Source organism: Psychrobacter sp. Ps2 (assembly GCF_022129405.1).
Lineage (GTDB): Bacteria > Pseudomonadota > Gammaproteobacteria > Pseudomonadales > Moraxellaceae > Psychrobacter.
Genome location: NZ_JADQAM010000048.1, coordinates 50,979 through 67,786, shown reverse-complemented (window position 1 = coordinate 67,786; position 16,808 = coordinate 50,979). Strand labels below are relative to the sequence as shown.

The window sequence follows — 16,808 nt, the reverse complement described above, 5'->3', positions numbered from 1 at the left end:
ACTAAGACTTAAGACTCAGCAATGAGCTTATGAATTAGTCATAAAAAAGGCCATCCTATCTAGGGTGGCCTTTTTTTGTGGAGGAAAGTTGATTGTATAAGTACAGGGCTACATGAATAAGCGTGTGGCAAGCTCTACACGTATCATCTAAGTATAATGTAATAATAAAAACAGCTTAATCATAATCGTGTAAAAGGAACGTCATGTTTGCGATAGAAGTATTACCAACGAATGCAGTAGAACTCGAATACGTCATTCAAACTGTCGCTAATATAGAAGCGACGGTGCAACCAGATGATGCTTGGAATCAGAAAACATTGGTTGAGTTGCTTGAGCAGGACAGTATTAGTTTACTAATTGCTTACGATCAAGCCAAAGAAGAGAGTGTCTCTCATCGTGAAATAGTTGTTGGCTATTGTTTATATCAAACGACTTTTGAGCAAGCAGAGGTGTTACGTATCGGAACTGATCCAAAGTACCAACGCCAAGGTATCGCTTCGCAGGTATTGAATAAACTGCATGAGCTGTTACAGATTAATCAGGTAGAGAGTCTTTTGTTAGAAGTACGTGCAGACAATACAGCGGCGATAGCGTTATACGAGCAACAAGCATTTAGCATCATTCATAGACGCAAAGGCTATTATAAAGTGCCACATAAACCAGCAGTCGATGCATTAATCATGCAGCATACTTATATTTAATGAAGTGAGTAAAGCTTAGGGCGTGTCCTCAATTCAAACGAGTGTCCTCTAAATGGGCTAAAAACAGCTAAATTTTGCCAAACATCGTCAAATAGTTGGTCAATATCTCGATATTATCTGCACTATTTTCCTCGTTTGACGGCAATTTATCTCATTTTTATCACCATTTTTAAAATGAGGACACGCCCTAATAAAAAATAAACGGCGATGATAAAAGTAGCTATAACAGCTATGATATAAAAGCAGAATTAACTAAGCTTTATTGCAAAGGAATTTTCTTTTTACAGACTTCCACATCAAGCTGATAATCACTATCGGCTTTCATTCGACCTAAAATATCCAAGCGTTCGCTCAGTAACTCCACCATTATGCTGATATTGGCTTGCTGTTTTTTAACCTGTTCTAATTTTTGCTGTGTTAGTACAAGCTGCGAATCAATATCCAAGTGACCATCATAATAATCATTCAAGCTATTTTTGATTTCGGTAAGGGTGAAGCCAATAGCTTGCGCACTTTTGATCAGCTCTATGCGTTCGATACATTCTGGATGAAATTCGGTATATAGACGGGAGCCTGCCTGACGCTTGCGAGATTTTAGCAGGCCTAATTGCTCGTAATGGCGAACCGTATCTTTGGTCGTATTGGCCTTTGCTGCTAGCTCTCCAATCAATAGAAACGATGTATCAAGTGCCATAATAACCTCTTATTTTTTCGCTATGATAATCATAACTCTAGTTGCCAAGGCGACTCGCTATCCAGTAGCGATACGGATAACGATTTATGAGAATGCTTTTGCCATGGCACAGACTGGCTGCCAATTAGGTTGTCTAACTGAGTCAGAAAGTCAGCACGCGGTAAGGTAGTCGCACCTAAACTCATCAAATGATCGTTCGGTAGCTGACAGTCAACGAGTGCGACATCACTTTGCTCACACAACCGCATCAAGCCCCAAAACGCTAGCTTTGACGCATTAGATGCTCGATGAAACATTGATTCACCAAAATAGATGCCGTTTATTTTTAACCCGTATAATCCGCCAATCAGTTGACCTGCCTCGTCCCAAATTTCAACGCTATGAGCAAAGCCTTGCGCATGCAATTTGGTATAAGCTTCGATCATCTCATCATGAATCCAAGTATGCTCACCTTCGGGATGATTGTCATTAAGGCCATCACTGCGCGGTAAGCTACAGGCATGTATGACATCGTCAAAAGCTTTATTAAGCGTCAATTGCCAACGTTCGCGATTTGCTTGCTTACGTAGAGACTTACTCGGTTGATAAGCCGAGGGGGCGATCACACAACGCGGCTCAGGACACCACCAAGCAATAGGCTCATCTTCGTTAAACCAAGGAAATAGCCCTTGAGCATAGGCTGATATCAGTGTTTCAGGTGCTAAATCACCCCCCATAGCGACGATGCCAATACCATCAGGATCGATAGAAATGGGATCAGGAAAGTCATAACGCCCAAGACTTTTTAAAGTCTCAGGCGTAATGTGTTTATCGTGCTGTTGAGTAAAGTTGCCCATTTAGGCTTCTTTATCTGCAGTTAGTGTTGAATCATAAGTGTGGTCACGAGCGACGGTTTCGCCCAGTGCATCCAAGTACTTTTCAGCATCTAGCGCAGCCATACAGCCTGTACCAGCAGAAGTGATGGCTTGACGGTAAACGTGATCGGCTACGTCACCTGCGGCAAACACACCTTCAATACTGGTTTGAGTAGCATTACCATTCAAACCACTATTAACGATCAGGTAGCCATCCTTCATGTCTAATTGACCTTTGAACAAGTCAGTGTTTGGCTTATGACCAATAGCGACAAACATACCCATTGTATCTAGTTGTTTGGTGCTACCATCAATCATTGATTCGATGACGACGCCATTGACGCCCATGTCATCACCGACCACTTCTTTTACTTGATGGTTCCATTCGATTTTGACATTGCCATTTTTGGCTTTTTCAAATAGCTTGTCTTGCAGAATTTTTTCAGAGCGTAGGCTATCACGGCGATGTACTAAGGTCACTTCAGACGCAATATTAGATAAGTACAAAGCTTCTTCAACCGCTGTATTACCACCACCAATTACCGCAACTTTTTGGTTTTTATAAAAGAAACCATCACAAGTGGCGCAGGCTGATACGCCAAGCCCTCTGAACTTGGTCTCTGATTCTAGTCCCAAGTACTGTGCAGAGGCACCAGTTGAGATAATGAGCGCGTCACAAGTATAGCTACCGTTGTTACCTGTCAACTGAAAAGGACGCTCGTTTAGGTTTACTTCGTTGATATGATCATAGACCAGTTCAGTGCCGAAACGCTCAGCATGCGCTTTCATACGTTCCATCAATGCAGGACCTGTCAAATCATGCGCATCGCCTGGCCAGTTGTCGACTTCGGTAGTGGTGGTTAATTGTCCACCGACTTCCATACCAGTAACCATAACTGGCTTAAGGTTAGCGCGTGCTGCATAAACTGCGGCAGAGTAGCCAGCAGGGCCTGAGCCTAAAATAATGAGCTTTTCGTGACGTGGAGCAGTAGTGTCAGTTGCCATGAGTTGTTCCTTGCTAAATATACGAATTAAAAATGTAAGTTATAAATATAATAAAAGACGAATATCAAAAATGACTACGAATATGCTTCTTCTAATTGCTGTGTGATAATAACATAAGGGCACAGCGCACAAAGTGCAAGTTTGCTAAAACAAACACAGGTATCATTAGAATCAAAGAATAAAGAGCTTTGGAATATAAGTGCGAAAAATTATGTGTATTTTATAGAATTTAGGCAATACAGTTAGCCATATTTTGCCACTCGTGTTTCGCTAACCAGCTGTTTTCTTGCGCAAATTGTCTACTGATTTACTTTCTTACACGCTTTCTTGATAAGACTGTCGCCACTGCACCTATGTATTTGTTATTATAAGAAGTTATGCCAAGTGTAGTAGGAGCCAAGCGATAACGGTTGTTTCAAGGCTCTATGATCGGCACATGCCAAACAAACACTTCGCTCGGTACATTTATGTCAACACTTTATGTCAGCATGATTAGGCTTAGTCATGCATTGGCGACCATTTAGTATTAATAACAAGGCAGATCTTACGTGATATCAGCACCGCTTATTGAGTATTTAAAAAAGGGAATGTTTACCCTCCTTGGGTTAATACTGGCCGTTTATCTGTTTGTCATTTTGATGACTTATACAGGCAACGATCCTAGCTGGTCGCACATCAGTAGTGATATGACCACGATTAATAACATGGGCGGCGAGGCAGGCGCATGGTTGTCCGATTTGCTTTATAGCTTTTTTGGGTTTGGTGCTTGGTGGTTTTTGGCATTTGTGGTTTATGAATCTATCTTGATTTGGTGGGAAAACAAGCCAACGTTTTGGCTCATGCGATTGGTCGCTTATGTGTTTTTACTATTAAGTGCTAGCGCATTATTTGCACAATTGGTCTCTCTAGTTCAGCAAGTCACAAACCCTGACGCAATCGGCCTCGAAGGCGTCGCTGGTGGTATCATCGGGCTAGAACTACAAGCGCGTTTGGCACAGCTGCTATCGCAGTGGGGGAGTGTGGTTTTCTTAGCAGTATTCGTTGTGATTACCGCTACGTTTGCCTTTAATATCCATTGGATGACGATATATCAAAAGGTTCGTGCATTATCATGGCTTGGCTCAGGTGTAAAAAGTCAGAATGCTATCGACGTTACTGAACCGAGCACTAAATTACAAGATGATACCCAGAACTTAGAAGAATCGGTAGATAAAAAAGTAGAGCATGAGCAGCTACCACTTGAGTTGCAATCTGCTGAAAATACTAGCGGTACTCAAGACGTCAGCAGTAGTGGACGTTTCGGTAGTGTATTGTCAGACTTTTTGGCAACATCAGGGTTGGCAGATAGTGTCAAAGCCTCCGTCATCGCAGCAAAAGCAGCAGCGACACCTAATAGCTCAAAAGGTGAGCATGTAGTTACCGATACAGGCTCGCTTAATAACTCTACTGATAATACGGTCAATAATACAGCCCAGCCATTAGCCTCAAATACACCTGTTGCTCGCAAAGTTGAGCCAAGCTTTGCGTGGAATGATGCCAATACTGTCGATGATTTACTCGCAAGTGAGCAAATGGTTTATAATGCCAATAGCATGGACAGCTCGGCTATGCCTGTACCTAACTATTCCCAAGCGGGTACTAGTAGTACAGCATCGTTAGAGAAATCAGTACCTGCTACTGTTGTGACCACTACAACGATGGAAGCGGTTGATCAACCAGATATACATGATAAAGAATCACTAGCTCAGCCATCAGTTGATGAGTCAGTGAGCAGTAATTTAGCCAGTCAGCCAGTCATTGAACCTGCTGATCCTAAAATCTCTACGACACATGAGACTGAGGAAGTAGATAAGTTGGCAGAAGCATGGTTGGCAGAGCATGCTAACATATCAGAACCTACTGAATCTGTTGTAGGAACGTATGAAGACTCTAAGCCTGTTCAGGAAATCATAGCAGCTGAGCCAATAGTACAAGAGAAAAACCCAGAACCTATCTTAGAAGAGCCTATTAGCTTTGCACAGGAGTCAGCCAATCAACTGTCTGATACGCCTGTAGAGTTGCCACATACTGAAAAAACAGCAGTAGCCCCTGAGCCTGAAGTTGCTCCGGTAACAGTAGAGACTGAGCCTGCATTGCCAGATGTGCCAGATGTGTCAGACATGACACCAACCAATACGCCTCCTGCCAATCCAAAAGCAGCGCCAACGGTGGAAGCGACCAGTCCAGTCTCGAATATACAGCCTGAGCCTAAAACGCCCGCGCAACCATCTGTTAGTTTTGCTGTCCCAGAGGGCGATAGCAGCAACCATATCACTGATATGATGCCAGAGGACGACAGTGATGACGACATTAATGTACCGGTCATGCCTCATATTAGTGATGATGCAGCTTTTAGTCAAAAGTCACGCTCGATGCAAACGGCAGCTTATCGCAGCAGCCTGACGCCTATTCCAGAAGTGTCTATATTGGATAAGCCAGATCCTGATCGTAAGCCTAGCTATACTGTGGCTGAGCTTGAAAAACTGTCTGAATTGTTAGAAATTAAACTACAAGAATTTAACGTAAAAGCCTCTGTGGTTAATGCTATTCCAGGGCCTGTCGTCACCCGTTTTGAAGTAGAGTTGGCTGCTGGGGTGAAGGCTAGTAAAGTCACAGGTATCTCGCGTGATTTAGCGCGCTCACTATCGATGGCTTCTTTGCGTGTGGTAGAAGTGATTCCGGGTAAACCGTATATCGGTATCGAAGTGCCTAACAAGAAACGTGAAATGGTACGCTTGATTGAACTGCTCAATACAGAAACGTTCAAAGACCCGAAAGCGCAGATTAGCATGGCAATGGGTAAAGACATTGGTGGTAACCCAATCATTACCGACCTTGCGCGTGCGCCGCATATGCTAGTCGCTGGTACCACAGGTTCTGGTAAATCAGTATTGGTCAACTCAATGCTACTATCGATGCTACTCAAATATACACCCAATGAGCTGCGTCTTATCTTGATTGATCCAAAGCAGCTTGAGCTTGCTAACTATAATGATATTCCGCATTTGCTAACGCCAGTAGTCACAGATATGACGGAAGCGGCCAGTAGCTTGTCATGGTGCGTGGCAGAGATGGAACGTCGCTATCAACTGATGAGTTTACTCAAAGTGCGTAAGCTTAATGAGTTTAATAAAAAGGTCATTGCTGCTGAAAAATCAGGTAATCCAATGCTCGATCCTCTATGGCGTCCAAATGACAGCGTAAGTATTAGCCAAGCACCCAAGCTAAAAACACTACCCATGATTGTCATTGTCGCGGATGAGTTTGCTGATATGATTATGCAAGTTGGTAAACAAGCCGAAGAGCTCATCACACGTTTGGCGCAAAAATCGCGTGCTGCCGGTATTCATTTAATGCTAGCGACTCAGCGTCCATCAGTCGATGTCATTACTGGTCTGATTAAAGCCAATATCCCAGTGCGTGCGGCACTACGAGTCAACTCAAAAGTCGATTCACGTACGATTTTGGATAGTGGCGGTGCTGAGGACATGCTAGGTAACGGTGATATGTTGTTCTTGGGGCCAGGGCAAATCGAGCCAGATCGTGTACATGGTGCTTACGTTAGTGACGAAGAAGTTAACCGTGTCTGTGATGCGTGGCGTGAGCGCGGCGCCCCTGATTATATTGATAATATGGCAGGCAATTTTGAATTGTCTAGCCCAGGCGGTGGTAGTACAGCCAATGCCTCTGGTGAAGATGATGATTTATATAATGATGCCGTGGCCTTCATCATGGAAACACGTAAGGTTTCTGCTTCAAGCATTCAGCGTAAATTCAGCATCGGCTATAACCGTGCTGCGCGTATTGTCGACTCTATGGAAGAAGCTGGATTAGTCAGCTCGATGGGCAAAAGTGGCAAGCGTGAACTATTGATGTAGGATTAATCCTTAAGTTGATAACGAAAAAGCGAGTCATGAGAATGGCTCGTTTTTTTATGGAAAAAACTTGATAATACTTTCATAAATTGTAGGTTTAGAAGTAAGCTTTTACTATTAAATACGTTCTAGGGCGCGAAGAGTAGATTCGTATACTGGCTCATTAATTACTGAAACCATCCAGATGACTAACGAGTCCGTTTATCAAATATCAGGCACGGTTTTTTATACTAAACTGACAAGAGTTGATGAAAAAATAGTCATCAGTTTTAGAAAGTATGAGTGTTAGATAATCCTAATAAAATTACTCTCCAAGGAAGGTTAGTTATGTTTAAAGAATATACTCAGTATGATGGGCTCGCCTTAGCGGCATTGGTCAATTCAGGTGAGGTTAGTGCAAAGGAGTTGCTAGACGCTGCTGTCCATCAAGCCAATCAAATCAACCCTAAGCTAAATGCTATTGTACATCGTTTTGATGAGCGCGCTTACAATGCCGCGCAGGCAGGTTTGCCTTCAGGTGTATTTACTGGGGTGCCGTATCTGCTAAAAGATTTGTCATTCAGCTTCGCCGACGAGCCCATTACGATGGGTAGCCGCAGCGTCAATATCATTTCAGAGAAAGACAGTGAAATTGTCAAACGGATGAAAGCAACAGGCGTTAATACCTTTGGCAAGACTAACACCCCTGAGTTTGGTTTGATTATTACCACTGAGCCAAAAGCGCATGGCGCTACGCATAATCCTTTTAAAAAAGGCTACAGTTCTGGCGGCTCGTCAGGGGGCAGTGCAGCAGCAGTTGCGAGCGGTATTGTCCCGATGGCAGGCGGTGGTGACGGTGGCGGCTCGATACGTTTTCCATCTGCTTGGTGCGGTACGTTTGGGTTAAAGCCAAGCCGCGGACGTAATCCAATGGGCCCTAATCTTGGTGAAGGTTGGGAGGGGGCCGTGGCTGACCATGTGATTACGCGCTCAGTGCGCGATAGTGCAGCGATGCTAGATGCTACTAGTGGAGCAGAGATTGGCGCCCCTTATGTTATTGCTCCGCCAGACGGTACTTTTTTGCAAGCGGCAATGCGGGCACCACGAAAGCTAAAAATCGCTTTACATCAGCAGCCTTTGATAGCCAATACGACAGTGGATAAAGAAGTGCTGGCGGTACTTGAGCAAACGGCTAAGCAATTAGAGTCTATGGGTCATGAAGTAGTACCAGCCGAGCCAAACATCAATGTCGAGCAGTTTTGGCATGACTTTATCGTTGTGGTCTGCGCGCATACGGCATTTACGATTGATAATATCGAGCGTGAGTTTGGTGCTGATCATATCAAAAACCTAGAGCCACAAACTTACAATATGGCACTGCTTGGGCGCTCATTGTCAGCGGTTGATTTGGCACACGCCAAACATGGCTGGCATCATAGCCAGTATCAGACGGGTCTATTGCTAGAAGACTACGATATGATTTTGTGTCCCACCGTACCCACGCCTGCGGTAAAGCATGGTGTGCTACCGCCGAGTCGTATGGATGAGATGATGATGCGTAGCGCCGAGGTGCTAAATAAAGGCTTTAATATGGGTAGATATGCCTTTAGCTCAGGCATGATTGAAAAGCTCAGTGCCCCTGTATTAGGTAAGATGGGCTTTACATTATTGGGTAATGTTACGGGGTTACCCGCGATGTCAGTACCCGTTGGTATGAGCAAAAAAGGCCTACCGATTGGCATGCAGTTAATCGGGCGTATGAATGATGAAGCGACATTATTCAGTGTGGCGGGCGAGATGGAGCGCGCAGGTTTATTTACCAAACACGCTTTTGAGAAGTAGGGTTAAGCTATAGTTTAGATTGATAACACTCAATCAAAGCGATAGATATCCATACCCAAACTATGATGGGCCATACTTTGATGAACGACAGAGACGCGCTGACCAGTACCTAGTGCAAAAAACAGCGGTAGCAAGTGCTCATCACTTGGATGAATGTCCTTGTAGTCTGGGTATTGCTGCCAATAGAGTGCCGTGGGAATGTCTATCTTGAGCTGCTGCAACAACCATTGTTTAAACGCTTTGGCTGCTTGATCGATGCTGTTAGCTTCCCAGCGCAATGCTTGCAAATTATGCGTAATGTTACCTGAGCCAATGACGAGAATTTGCTCATCACGCAGATGTGCCAACTGTGCACCTAACTGATAGCAGGCAATACTGTCATAATGCTGCGGCAATGATATCTGTACGATAGGTACATCGGCTTCTGGATACAGATGTCTAAGCGGCGCCCACACACCATGATCACAGGCACGTACTGGATTGACCCTACAAGTAATACCACGTGCGGTCAGTTGCTGAGCAAGTGTCTCAGCCAGTGCTGGCTGGCCTATAGCAGGATACTGAATGTCGTAAAGTTCAGGCGAAAACCCTGAAAAGTCATGCCATGTCTTTGGCTGTGGATTACTACTAATCTCTAGCTTTGCTGACTGCCAATGTGCTGACATAATGACAATGGCACGTGGCTTAGGTAGGTTTTGACCAATACGTGCCAATGCACTGGTCGTCGCAGACTGCTCAATTGCAAGCGTAGGCGCGCCATGCGAAATAAAGAGCGCTGGTAGCTTAGATGTATTCGTCGCTACATCAGACGTATTTTCCCATGCGGCAGCCGCTGTGATAGGCGTCTGCACACTATGATGGTCATCACGTTGATGAGAGGGCTTAGAGGCGTTGGGTGTCGCACGTTTTGGATATTTCATGTTGCATTTATTAGGGCGTGCGCCAGTTTTTCAATCTACTTTAGGGTCAATGTTTTAAATCAAAGAAATAGCTTAGGGCGTGTTCCCATTTTTAAAATGAGGACACATCCTAGTGTTTTGTTTAATTACCACGGTGATAAGGATGGTTATTATTGATACTCATTGCGCGATACAATTGCTCCATAAGTACGACGCGTACTAGCGGATGCGGCAATGTCAGTGCTGATAGTGATAATTTTGCATCGGCCTTTGCCAATACTTCTGGTGAGACACCATCTGCACCGCCGATGACCAAGGCAATATCATCGCCTTGCAGCATGCCATCAGCGAGCTTATCAGCCAGTCCTTCGGTCGAAATCATCTTGCCTTTGACATCTAATACCCATAACTGCTCACGGCTTGATGCATTATGAGCGGCCAGTATGGCCTGACCTTCTTGCTCACGGTATTGTGCCAGATTGGCATCTGAAGGGTTCTTTGCCCGCTTGGCTGCCGTAATCTCGACAATTTCTGTGCTTAGCATCGGTTGAATGCGTTTGTAATATTCGTCAAAACCCGTCTGTACCCAGCTAGGCATTTTATTGCCAACGGTCAAAATCCTTACTTTCATAATGCTTACCATCTCGATAATTGAATTCAAGCTTATTAGGCCGTGTTCTTGATAGTTGTATCGTTCATTGTTTATTGTCTGCAATTTACATCAGAGGGTTAATCGTCTCTGATACGTTGCTACTTGCGCTTTGATCGTCCGCTTGGCTTGGCTTTGGAATGACAGTCAGCTTTGCGTCAGACTCAAAGACAATGGCTTCGACATCATCAAAATTATTAATCCCTTCAGAACGCATGGCACATTCGATTTCCTGACGCGTCAAGCGCTCATCACGCATGGCGTCTGGCAAAAACTGCCCCTGATAAAAAACGATACGCGGCTCTGATAAAATAAAGTTACTAAATTGCGGTGAAACAGACGCATATTTGGTTACCACAAATTGCAGTAGGTACAGCACTAAAATAGACGATACCCCTTCAACAAAAGGAATGTCTTTGAGCAAAATTGTACTGGCACCCAACGAGCCGATCATGACCGTCACGATCCAATCGAAGTTATTGAGCTGCGACGTTGAGCGTTTGCCAGAGACTTTGGTGACTGTCACGATCAACACGTAAACCATAACAGTCGTCAAAACAATACGACCAAGCTTGTCTATGTTGTCAAAAAAGATCATGTCCATAATGTTCGCTCCTATTATAAAGGTAAAACAAGTCATCGCTAAAATACTACTTACTAGGGCGCGTCTTACTTTGTCTCATTTTTAGTACTACTCTTAAAATAATGACGCGCCCTAAACTTAGCCTAACGGATTTTACGCATTAGCAGGGGAAAACTTTGTAGCACCTTGTAGATGATGGTTTGTACTTACGTTGATTTGCGTATAGGGTCTAATAATCGATTGATAGACCATAGACTGATTCGTGCACCAACTAGAGTGAGAACCAGCATCAGCATTAACGATGAAAGCAGGGGCAGTGGACGCTGCATCGCCATCTCAAACAGTACCTCACGGCTTATCGTATCAAACAGCCAAAACCAGATGGCTGAAAAATAAATGACCGTCAGCATCCAGACAATCACAACCCCACCAAACATCAATTTATTAATCTCATCTCGCGCTAATGCTCGCTTCTGATGTTTGATAAATTTACTGACAGCGATATAAGCACCCACGATAATAGAAACCACCATGACCAATTGCGGATTGAGCGCAAGTTTGGTCTGTATCATCATAAATATGGTACTGGCAAGCGTGTATCCAATCGCAAAAAAACCGACATATCGAGCCAGTTTAGGCTGCACTTGTATAAGCGTCTGGGGTTTGTTGAGACTGGTTGTCTGGCGTGACATAAGCTAACCTTTATAAAGGTAAAAAATAGAGTATGGATAATAAGTCGACTTAAAGCGTTGGAAATCAACGCTGTGCTGTCCAGTCAAGCATGGCATCTAACACAGGTCTTGCTGCATAAGGATTTAATGCTTGATCAGTATTGATTATGCCGACGACAACGTAATCCTGTCCTGACAGTCCTTTGACGTAACCTGCCATTGAGGTGACGTTATTTAACGTACCAGTTTTTATCCATGCGCGGCCAGTGGCTGTTGATTCAGGCAAGCGATCGCTATGGGCGGCAATAGTGCCACTAACCCCAGCGACCCCTAACGAATCGACATAGGCTTCAAAATTTGGTCGACTATAAGCATAAGTCAGTAGCTCACTTAGGTTGGCGGCAGTGATAGTACACTCACGGCAAAGTCCTGAGCCATTGGTCAAATGAGGCGGCGGTGTACTGAGGTTGGTTTGCCACCATTGATTGATGGTTTGTAAGGCTGCTGGATAGTCTGTCGTAGCAGGTTTGCCAAACTGATATAAGCTATCAGCCTTTTTGCCACTAGATTTATCAGCCGCTACCTTATTATCCATCTCATTACTAGCTTTGACTTCATGACTGCTTGGACTAGTCGCAATTGTGCTAGCAGGTATTGTTTGAGTCAGCCTTCCTTTATCGTAAGCGCCTATAGATAGCGCCACTTGCTCAGCCATGACATTGTTTGAGAAGTGGTTAATGTCATGAATCTGCTCGGTTAAATTCAACGACGGATAGCTGACCATGGGTAGAGGAGACATCGCGATAGCCGTAAGTCCGTGCGCTCGTTTCGTCGCCTTGGTCATATCGTAAGGGGTTTCTTGTGAGATCACCTGCCCACTCAAAGTATTCCCCAACGCTTGCCATTTGGCAGCGATGACGTGTGCCGCAAACTCTTTGGCATTGGGATACGCCACGTAAAAAACATGCTCACCGCAGCTATCTGGCAGACTGGCATTTAATATGAGCTGCGTGTTTTGCCACTGCGGCGCTAGGCTATAGCTTGCTTGCCCACAACTGGCTGCACGAGTATTGATTGTAGCAGGAAGCTGATAGTCTGCTAACCGCGGCTTATAGGTCACATTTGCTTGGCCATTATCTTGAGGGTAAGTTTTGATACCAATGGTGCTAAAGTTAACCAAAAACCCATCAGGGCTGGCGTTATAAGGGCGTAGAGGTGAGTTGTCAAAGGCGGCAGGATCTTTACTAACATTGTTAAAAACAGCGCTGTCGATGATGATGTCACCATCGATATGACGAATACCGGATGCTTGCACTTTATACAGTAACTGCTTTAAACGCTCGTGGGTCATTTTTGGGTCGCCACTACCTTGAATAATCAAGTCACCATGTAGACGGTTGCCGATGACAATACCTGTGTGATAAACCCGTGTATGCCACACAAAATCGGCCCCTAAAGTGTCCAAAGCGATAAAGCTAGGCACAAGTTTCATGGTGCTGGCAGGCGTACGAGGGATGTCAGACTGGTGATCTAGCAAAGGCGAAAATGAAATTTTTATAGAGGTTTTATTGTTGCTCGCGGCATCTTGGGCTTTGGCGTTCTGATCAAGCGTATGCTGAGGTTCGTCAGAGATAACTGTTGGAATACTCTCTACGCTCTGATAAGTATAAGGGTCATCGGTATAAGCATGTATTTTTTGCTCGTGCTTCTCAATGGTGCGCTGCTCTATGGTAACTAACGCGCTCTGGTGGTTCGGGTCGCTGCTACTTGTATCCGTAGAGGTGTCTGTAGTTGGGTGCTCAGATACTATAGTAGATGCAGGTTGGCTATCAGATTCATCACTATCAATGACTTGAATAGGAGTCGGTAGACGGCTGGCAGCCTTGTCACCCACAGGTGTAATAACGATACTGATATCCGCTTCTGTCAAGTCGGCACGCGCCAAGGCTTGTTGAATGGCTGCTGGCAACACGGCTTGTGCATGTATCGGCGCGACTATAACTGCTGCCAATAACGCTAACCTAGATAGACGTTTATTAGGTTGGTTCAGCGGTCGCAAATGACGACAAAGCGTGTTGATTTTGGTTGCAGCAGTAGAGTAATGACGGCGTTTAGAAGGGTATCGCATGAGCATCTTTCATCAGGTGGCAAAAACAGCCTATGGTAACATGAGTTGCTGTTTTCGCACACGATGCCAGCAGCACAATTTTAGCAATAACGACGCCCTTATTTATGTAACTAACTCTAACTACAGATTGAACTGAGAGCATGCTTTACTGCTAACGCACATGTAGAAAAGCCATCGCCGTCATGACAGCATCGTTATAAGCATCATGCGCGCCCAGTTCAGGAATGTTGTAATGGGCTAGAATACGATTCAGATGTTGAGCTTGTCCAGAAAGCCCTTGTGTATGTCCGCTGATACGCCGACTATACAGGTGCCGCAAATCTATGACTTCGTTTGGTAGCGAGGTTCCCATATAGCGTTTAACCAAAGGGTTCAAAAAAGCCATGTCTAGCTGTGTGCAGAATCCAACGATTGGTCGATTACCTATGAATGGTAGCAGCAGTGCCAACATGTCATCGTAACTCATGCCATGTTCAACATCGGCGGTACGCAAGCCATGAATGACAATAGTGTCGCGGTCTGGCATGACAGGAGGTCTGCAAACCAAATGCATGCCATTACCCGTGTCGATGGTATTGCCATTAATATGTATCGCTGCTACAGACAACAGGTGATGCTTTTTGGGGTTCAGTCCTGTCATTTCGCAGTCAATCGCCACCCACTGCTCAGGCGAAGGTGTTGTAAACATTGAGGCCAGCTCTGGACGCTGCAACTGCGTCTTTTGCCAAGCGCAAGATAACTGCTGTAACCAGCTCATATTAGTCGTTCATCCATATATGCTATTTTTATACTTGAGACTTTTCTGTATTTATCAAGCCTCTGTGTTAAGACGGCCACATTTATGCGATTTCTAATTGATAGTGTTGACGCAACTGATTTTTAAAGCTTTTGACTACGGCCAGACACTCTTTGAGTAGGTCACGTTCAAGTGCAGTCAAAGTCGTTGGATCTACTTGCCGAGCATGCTTATCGTCGGTTGAAAGAGCCACAGATAAGCGCTGCGCCATAAAAAACTCTAATGCTTCAAGCAAAGTATCGGCGCGCTCTTGGGTCATAGCGTCAACCTGCACCAAAGCCTTTAAACGCGCCTTGGTACTAGGCACGTCGAGCACATTGTTTTCTAAAGCTAAGGTACGGATGCCATGCACCAAGGGAAATATACCGGCTTTTTTTAGGTCGATATCAGATGATGCTGATTTACCACCCAATAAAGGGACAAACTTTTGCCACCATTGATTAACATCGCCAAACTGTAGCGCTGCCCGTGCAAACTGCCTGACAAACATAGGGTCTGCTTGTTGATGAGTAAGCTTTAAATGCTGACGTACTTGAGTAAGCAGTGACTCATCGCCGCAGACGTATTCACCATCTAGTATCGCAGACAAGTAAATACCATGCATCGGGTCGGAGTTTCTAAACCATAGGTCAATTTGCGCAGTGAATTGCTTAAGTGATTGTCGCCACATAGGATTGGTCATCATAATATTGCCATCACACAGTGGGTAGCCAAGCGTTGCTAAATGGCTATTAAAAGTATCAGCAAACTGTGCTAGGTCAGGATGCGTATAGCCATCGCGAATGATGAGCGCATTGTCTTGATCGGTACGCATGATTTGCTCACCGCGCCCTTCTGAACCCATAACGATCAGGCAGGTATTAGCCATCACTTCATCAGGTACGATTAGCTGCCATAGTTTGGTAAATACCTGCGCATTTAGCGTCTGTACCATACGACTGATATTGCCGATTTTGACACCATTGTGATGCTGTGCTCGAATATAGCGACCGATCAGCTCAACAGCGGTATCTAGGCTTGATAAGTCCTGCGCCTGTTCGATTTGAATACTAATGAGCTGTGAATGATGGCCTATGTGAGCGAGCATATCGCTTTGCCCAAGCACACCGACGACATCGCCACTCTTATCAATGACTGGCAGTCTATGAATACGATAGCGAGTCATGGTCAGCAGCGCATCGCCAATCTCATCACTGGCTTTGATGGTTCGCAGATTAAAATTAGCATAGCGCTGGCAAGGAGTAATAGCTGGATCTTGTCTGTCACTCACCGCGCGGCAGATATCAGTATCGGTCAAAATCCCTAAAAGTAATCTTGTCTCATGTTGCGCTGTTTGTGAGCCACTTAAGCCATGTAACGGTCTGACCAGTACATGTTTTAATCCAGCTTTGGTCATGATGCGGGCAGCTTCGTACAAGCTATCATCGGCATCGACGATATGTACTGGTAACAGATGAACATCTATCACTGGCTGCAGCATGATTTGCTGTACTTCTTGTTGGTTGGTATAGCTGGCAGGATCTAGCGTTTTATTATGACGTCGTTGGCGCAATGCTTTTAATCGCTCAGGCAGCTTGTCTGATAGCATTTGGCGTACCAAATGATTTTGCGCGCTGATTTTATCGATAGCAGTGCCAGCGACTTGGAGCAGTAACGTCTCTTCATTAGCTCGGAATTGATATGGCTGTATAGGAGTGCTTTCAGGCTCTAGCTGATTATCCTTGGCAAGTGGTTCAGGCAGGCGGCGACTATCAAACCAATCATTATTATTCAGACCGTCAGCGTGATTGCTACCTACATAGGACGCGACAAAATCACCATCTAGTGATTGCTCGATTTGCCCTTTGATGACCACATATAGACATTGCAGTTCTTCTACAGGCAAGCTCTCGTTTTTGGCAAGGTAGCGTATCTGGGTGTTTTTTCTAATGCTTTGACGCTCGGCTAAGCTCAATACATCAAAGGGCGGTTGGCTAAAATCAAGATGGGGCATGGCATCATCCTTGATGGCATATTTTCGGTAGAGACTTTACTATAGCATTAATAAAACAAAAAGCCTCCAATAACCACAATATAAATAGGGTTATTGAAGG

13 protein-coding genes are annotated in these 16,808 nt (G+C 44.7%); 3 read left to right on the top strand and 10 right to left on the bottom strand.

The window, feature by feature from the left end:
- Positions 1–203: 203 nt before the first annotated feature.
- Positions 204–701 (top strand): ribosomal protein S18-alanine N-acetyltransferase, encoded by a 498-nt coding sequence (gene rimI, locus I3254_RS05965; RefSeq protein WP_238052074.1) that lies wholly within the window; start codon positions 204–206, stop codon positions 699–701.
- A 259-nt stretch (positions 702–960) separates the two neighbouring features.
- On the opposite strand, the gene I3254_RS05960 is transcribed toward rimI, so the two are convergent.
- From I3254_RS05960 to trxB, 3 genes are read right to left on the bottom strand one after another with little or no spacing between them, the layout of a single operon-like run.
- Positions 961–1,395: a MerR family transcriptional regulator gene (locus tag I3254_RS05960; RefSeq protein ID WP_101204974.1), complete on the bottom strand. Its 435-nt coding sequence runs from the start codon at positions 1,393–1,395 to the stop codon at positions 961–963.
- Between the two features lie 29 nt (positions 1,396–1,424).
- Positions 1,425–2,231 carry a leucyl/phenylalanyl-tRNA--protein transferase gene (gene aat, locus I3254_RS05955; RefSeq protein ID WP_238052072.1) on the bottom strand — a complete coding sequence of 269 codons (807 nt, stop codon included), beginning with the start codon at positions 2,229–2,231 and terminating at the stop codon, positions 1,425–1,427.
- Complete coding sequence (gene trxB, locus I3254_RS05950; protein ID WP_057758497.1) at positions 2,232–3,254, bottom strand: thioredoxin-disulfide reductase; 1,023 nt, start codon at positions 3,252–3,254, stop codon at positions 2,232–2,234.
- 548 nt (positions 3,255–3,802) lie between these two features.
- On the opposite strand from trxB, the gene I3254_RS05945 reads away from it, so the two are divergent.
- Both I3254_RS05945 and I3254_RS05940 read left to right on the top strand, forming a co-directional pair.
- The gene (locus tag I3254_RS05945) at positions 3,803–7,171 is read left to right on the top strand and encodes a DNA translocase FtsK (protein ID WP_238052070.1); all 3,369 of its coding nucleotides are present in this window, start codon (positions 3,803–3,805) and stop codon (positions 7,169–7,171) included.
- A gap of 324 nt (positions 7,172–7,495) precedes the next feature.
- Positions 7,496–8,989: an amidase gene (locus tag I3254_RS05940; protein WP_238052068.1), complete on the top strand. Its 1,494-nt coding sequence runs from the start codon at positions 7,496–7,498 to the stop codon at positions 8,987–8,989.
- 29 nt (positions 8,990–9,018) lie between these two features.
- On the opposite strand, the gene I3254_RS05935 is transcribed toward I3254_RS05940, so the two are convergent.
- The 7 genes from I3254_RS05935 to I3254_RS05905 form a co-directional block, all read right to left on the bottom strand.
- Positions 9,019–9,909 carry a class III extradiol ring-cleavage dioxygenase gene (locus I3254_RS05935; RefSeq protein ID WP_238052066.1) on the bottom strand — a complete coding sequence of 297 codons (891 nt, stop codon included), beginning with the start codon at positions 9,907–9,909 and terminating at the stop codon, positions 9,019–9,021.
- A gap of 121 nt (positions 9,910–10,030) precedes the next feature.
- Positions 10,031–10,519 (bottom strand): 23S rRNA (pseudouridine(1915)-N(3))-methyltransferase RlmH, encoded by a 489-nt coding sequence (rlmH, locus tag I3254_RS05930; RefSeq protein WP_179799615.1) that lies wholly within the window; start codon positions 10,517–10,519, stop codon positions 10,031–10,033.
- Between the two features lie 85 nt (positions 10,520–10,604).
- The gene (locus I3254_RS05925) at positions 10,605–11,141 is read right to left on the bottom strand and encodes a YetF domain-containing protein (RefSeq protein WP_238052064.1); all 537 of its coding nucleotides are present in this window, start codon (positions 11,139–11,141) and stop codon (positions 10,605–10,607) included.
- 185 nt (positions 11,142–11,326) lie between these two features.
- Entirely contained in the window at positions 11,327–11,812 is a 486-nt protein-coding gene (locus I3254_RS05920) for an ABZJ_00895 family protein (RefSeq protein WP_238052063.1), read from the bottom strand.
- A 64-nt stretch (positions 11,813–11,876) separates the two neighbouring features.
- Positions 11,877–13,919, bottom strand: a complete 2,043-nt coding sequence (locus I3254_RS05915; RefSeq protein ID WP_238052062.1) for a D-alanyl-D-alanine carboxypeptidase — start codon at positions 13,917–13,919, stop codon at positions 11,877–11,879.
- A gap of 151 nt (positions 13,920–14,070) precedes the next feature.
- Positions 14,071–14,676 carry a 3'-5' exonuclease gene (locus tag I3254_RS05910; RefSeq protein WP_238052061.1) on the bottom strand — a complete coding sequence of 202 codons (606 nt, stop codon included), beginning with the start codon at positions 14,674–14,676 and terminating at the stop codon, positions 14,071–14,073.
- Positions 14,677–14,758: 82 nt separating this feature from the next.
- Complete coding sequence (locus I3254_RS05905) at positions 14,759–16,708, bottom strand: DUF294 nucleotidyltransferase-like domain-containing protein (RefSeq protein ID WP_238052060.1); 1,950 nt, start codon at positions 16,706–16,708, stop codon at positions 14,759–14,761.
- Between the last annotated feature and the right edge of the window lie 100 nt (positions 16,709–16,808).

Excerpts from the sequence above, each read along its gene's own strand:
- rimI (WP_238052074.1), top strand. The coding sequence starts at position 204 with ATGTTTGCGATAGAAGTATTACCAACGAATGCAGTAGAACTCGAATAC.
- I3254_RS05925 (WP_238052064.1), bottom strand. The coding sequence starts at position 11,141 with ATGGACATGATCTTTTTTGACAACATAGACAAGCTTGGTCGTATTGTT.
- I3254_RS05905 (WP_238052060.1), bottom strand. The coding sequence starts at position 16,708 with ATGCCCCATCTTGATTTTAGCCAACCGCCCTTTGATGTATTGAGCTTA.
- I3254_RS05915 (WP_238052062.1), bottom strand. The coding sequence starts at position 13,919 with ATGCGATACCCTTCTAAACGCCGTCATTACTCTACTGCTGCAACCAAA.
- I3254_RS05910 (WP_238052061.1), bottom strand. The coding sequence starts at position 14,676 with ATGAGCTGGTTACAGCAGTTATCTTGCGCTTGGCAAAAGACGCAGTTG.
- trxB (WP_057758497.1), bottom strand. The coding sequence starts at position 3,254 with ATGGCAACTGACACTACTGCTCCACGTCACGAAAAGCTCATTATTTTA.
- aat (WP_238052072.1), bottom strand. The coding sequence starts at position 2,231 with ATGGGCAACTTTACTCAACAGCACGATAAACACATTACGCCTGAGACT.
- I3254_RS05935 (WP_238052066.1), bottom strand. The coding sequence starts at position 9,909 with ATGAAATATCCAAAACGTGCGACACCCAACGCCTCTAAGCCCTCTCAT.
- I3254_RS05960 (WP_101204974.1), bottom strand. The coding sequence starts at position 1,395 with ATGGCACTTGATACATCGTTTCTATTGATTGGAGAGCTAGCAGCAAAG.
- I3254_RS05920 (WP_238052063.1), bottom strand. The coding sequence starts at position 11,812 with ATGTCACGCCAGACAACCAGTCTCAACAAACCCCAGACGCTTATACAA.
- rlmH (WP_179799615.1), bottom strand. The coding sequence starts at position 10,519 with ATGAAAGTAAGGATTTTGACCGTTGGCAATAAAATGCCTAGCTGGGTA.
- I3254_RS05940 (WP_238052068.1), top strand. The coding sequence starts at position 7,496 with ATGTTTAAAGAATATACTCAGTATGATGGGCTCGCCTTAGCGGCATTG.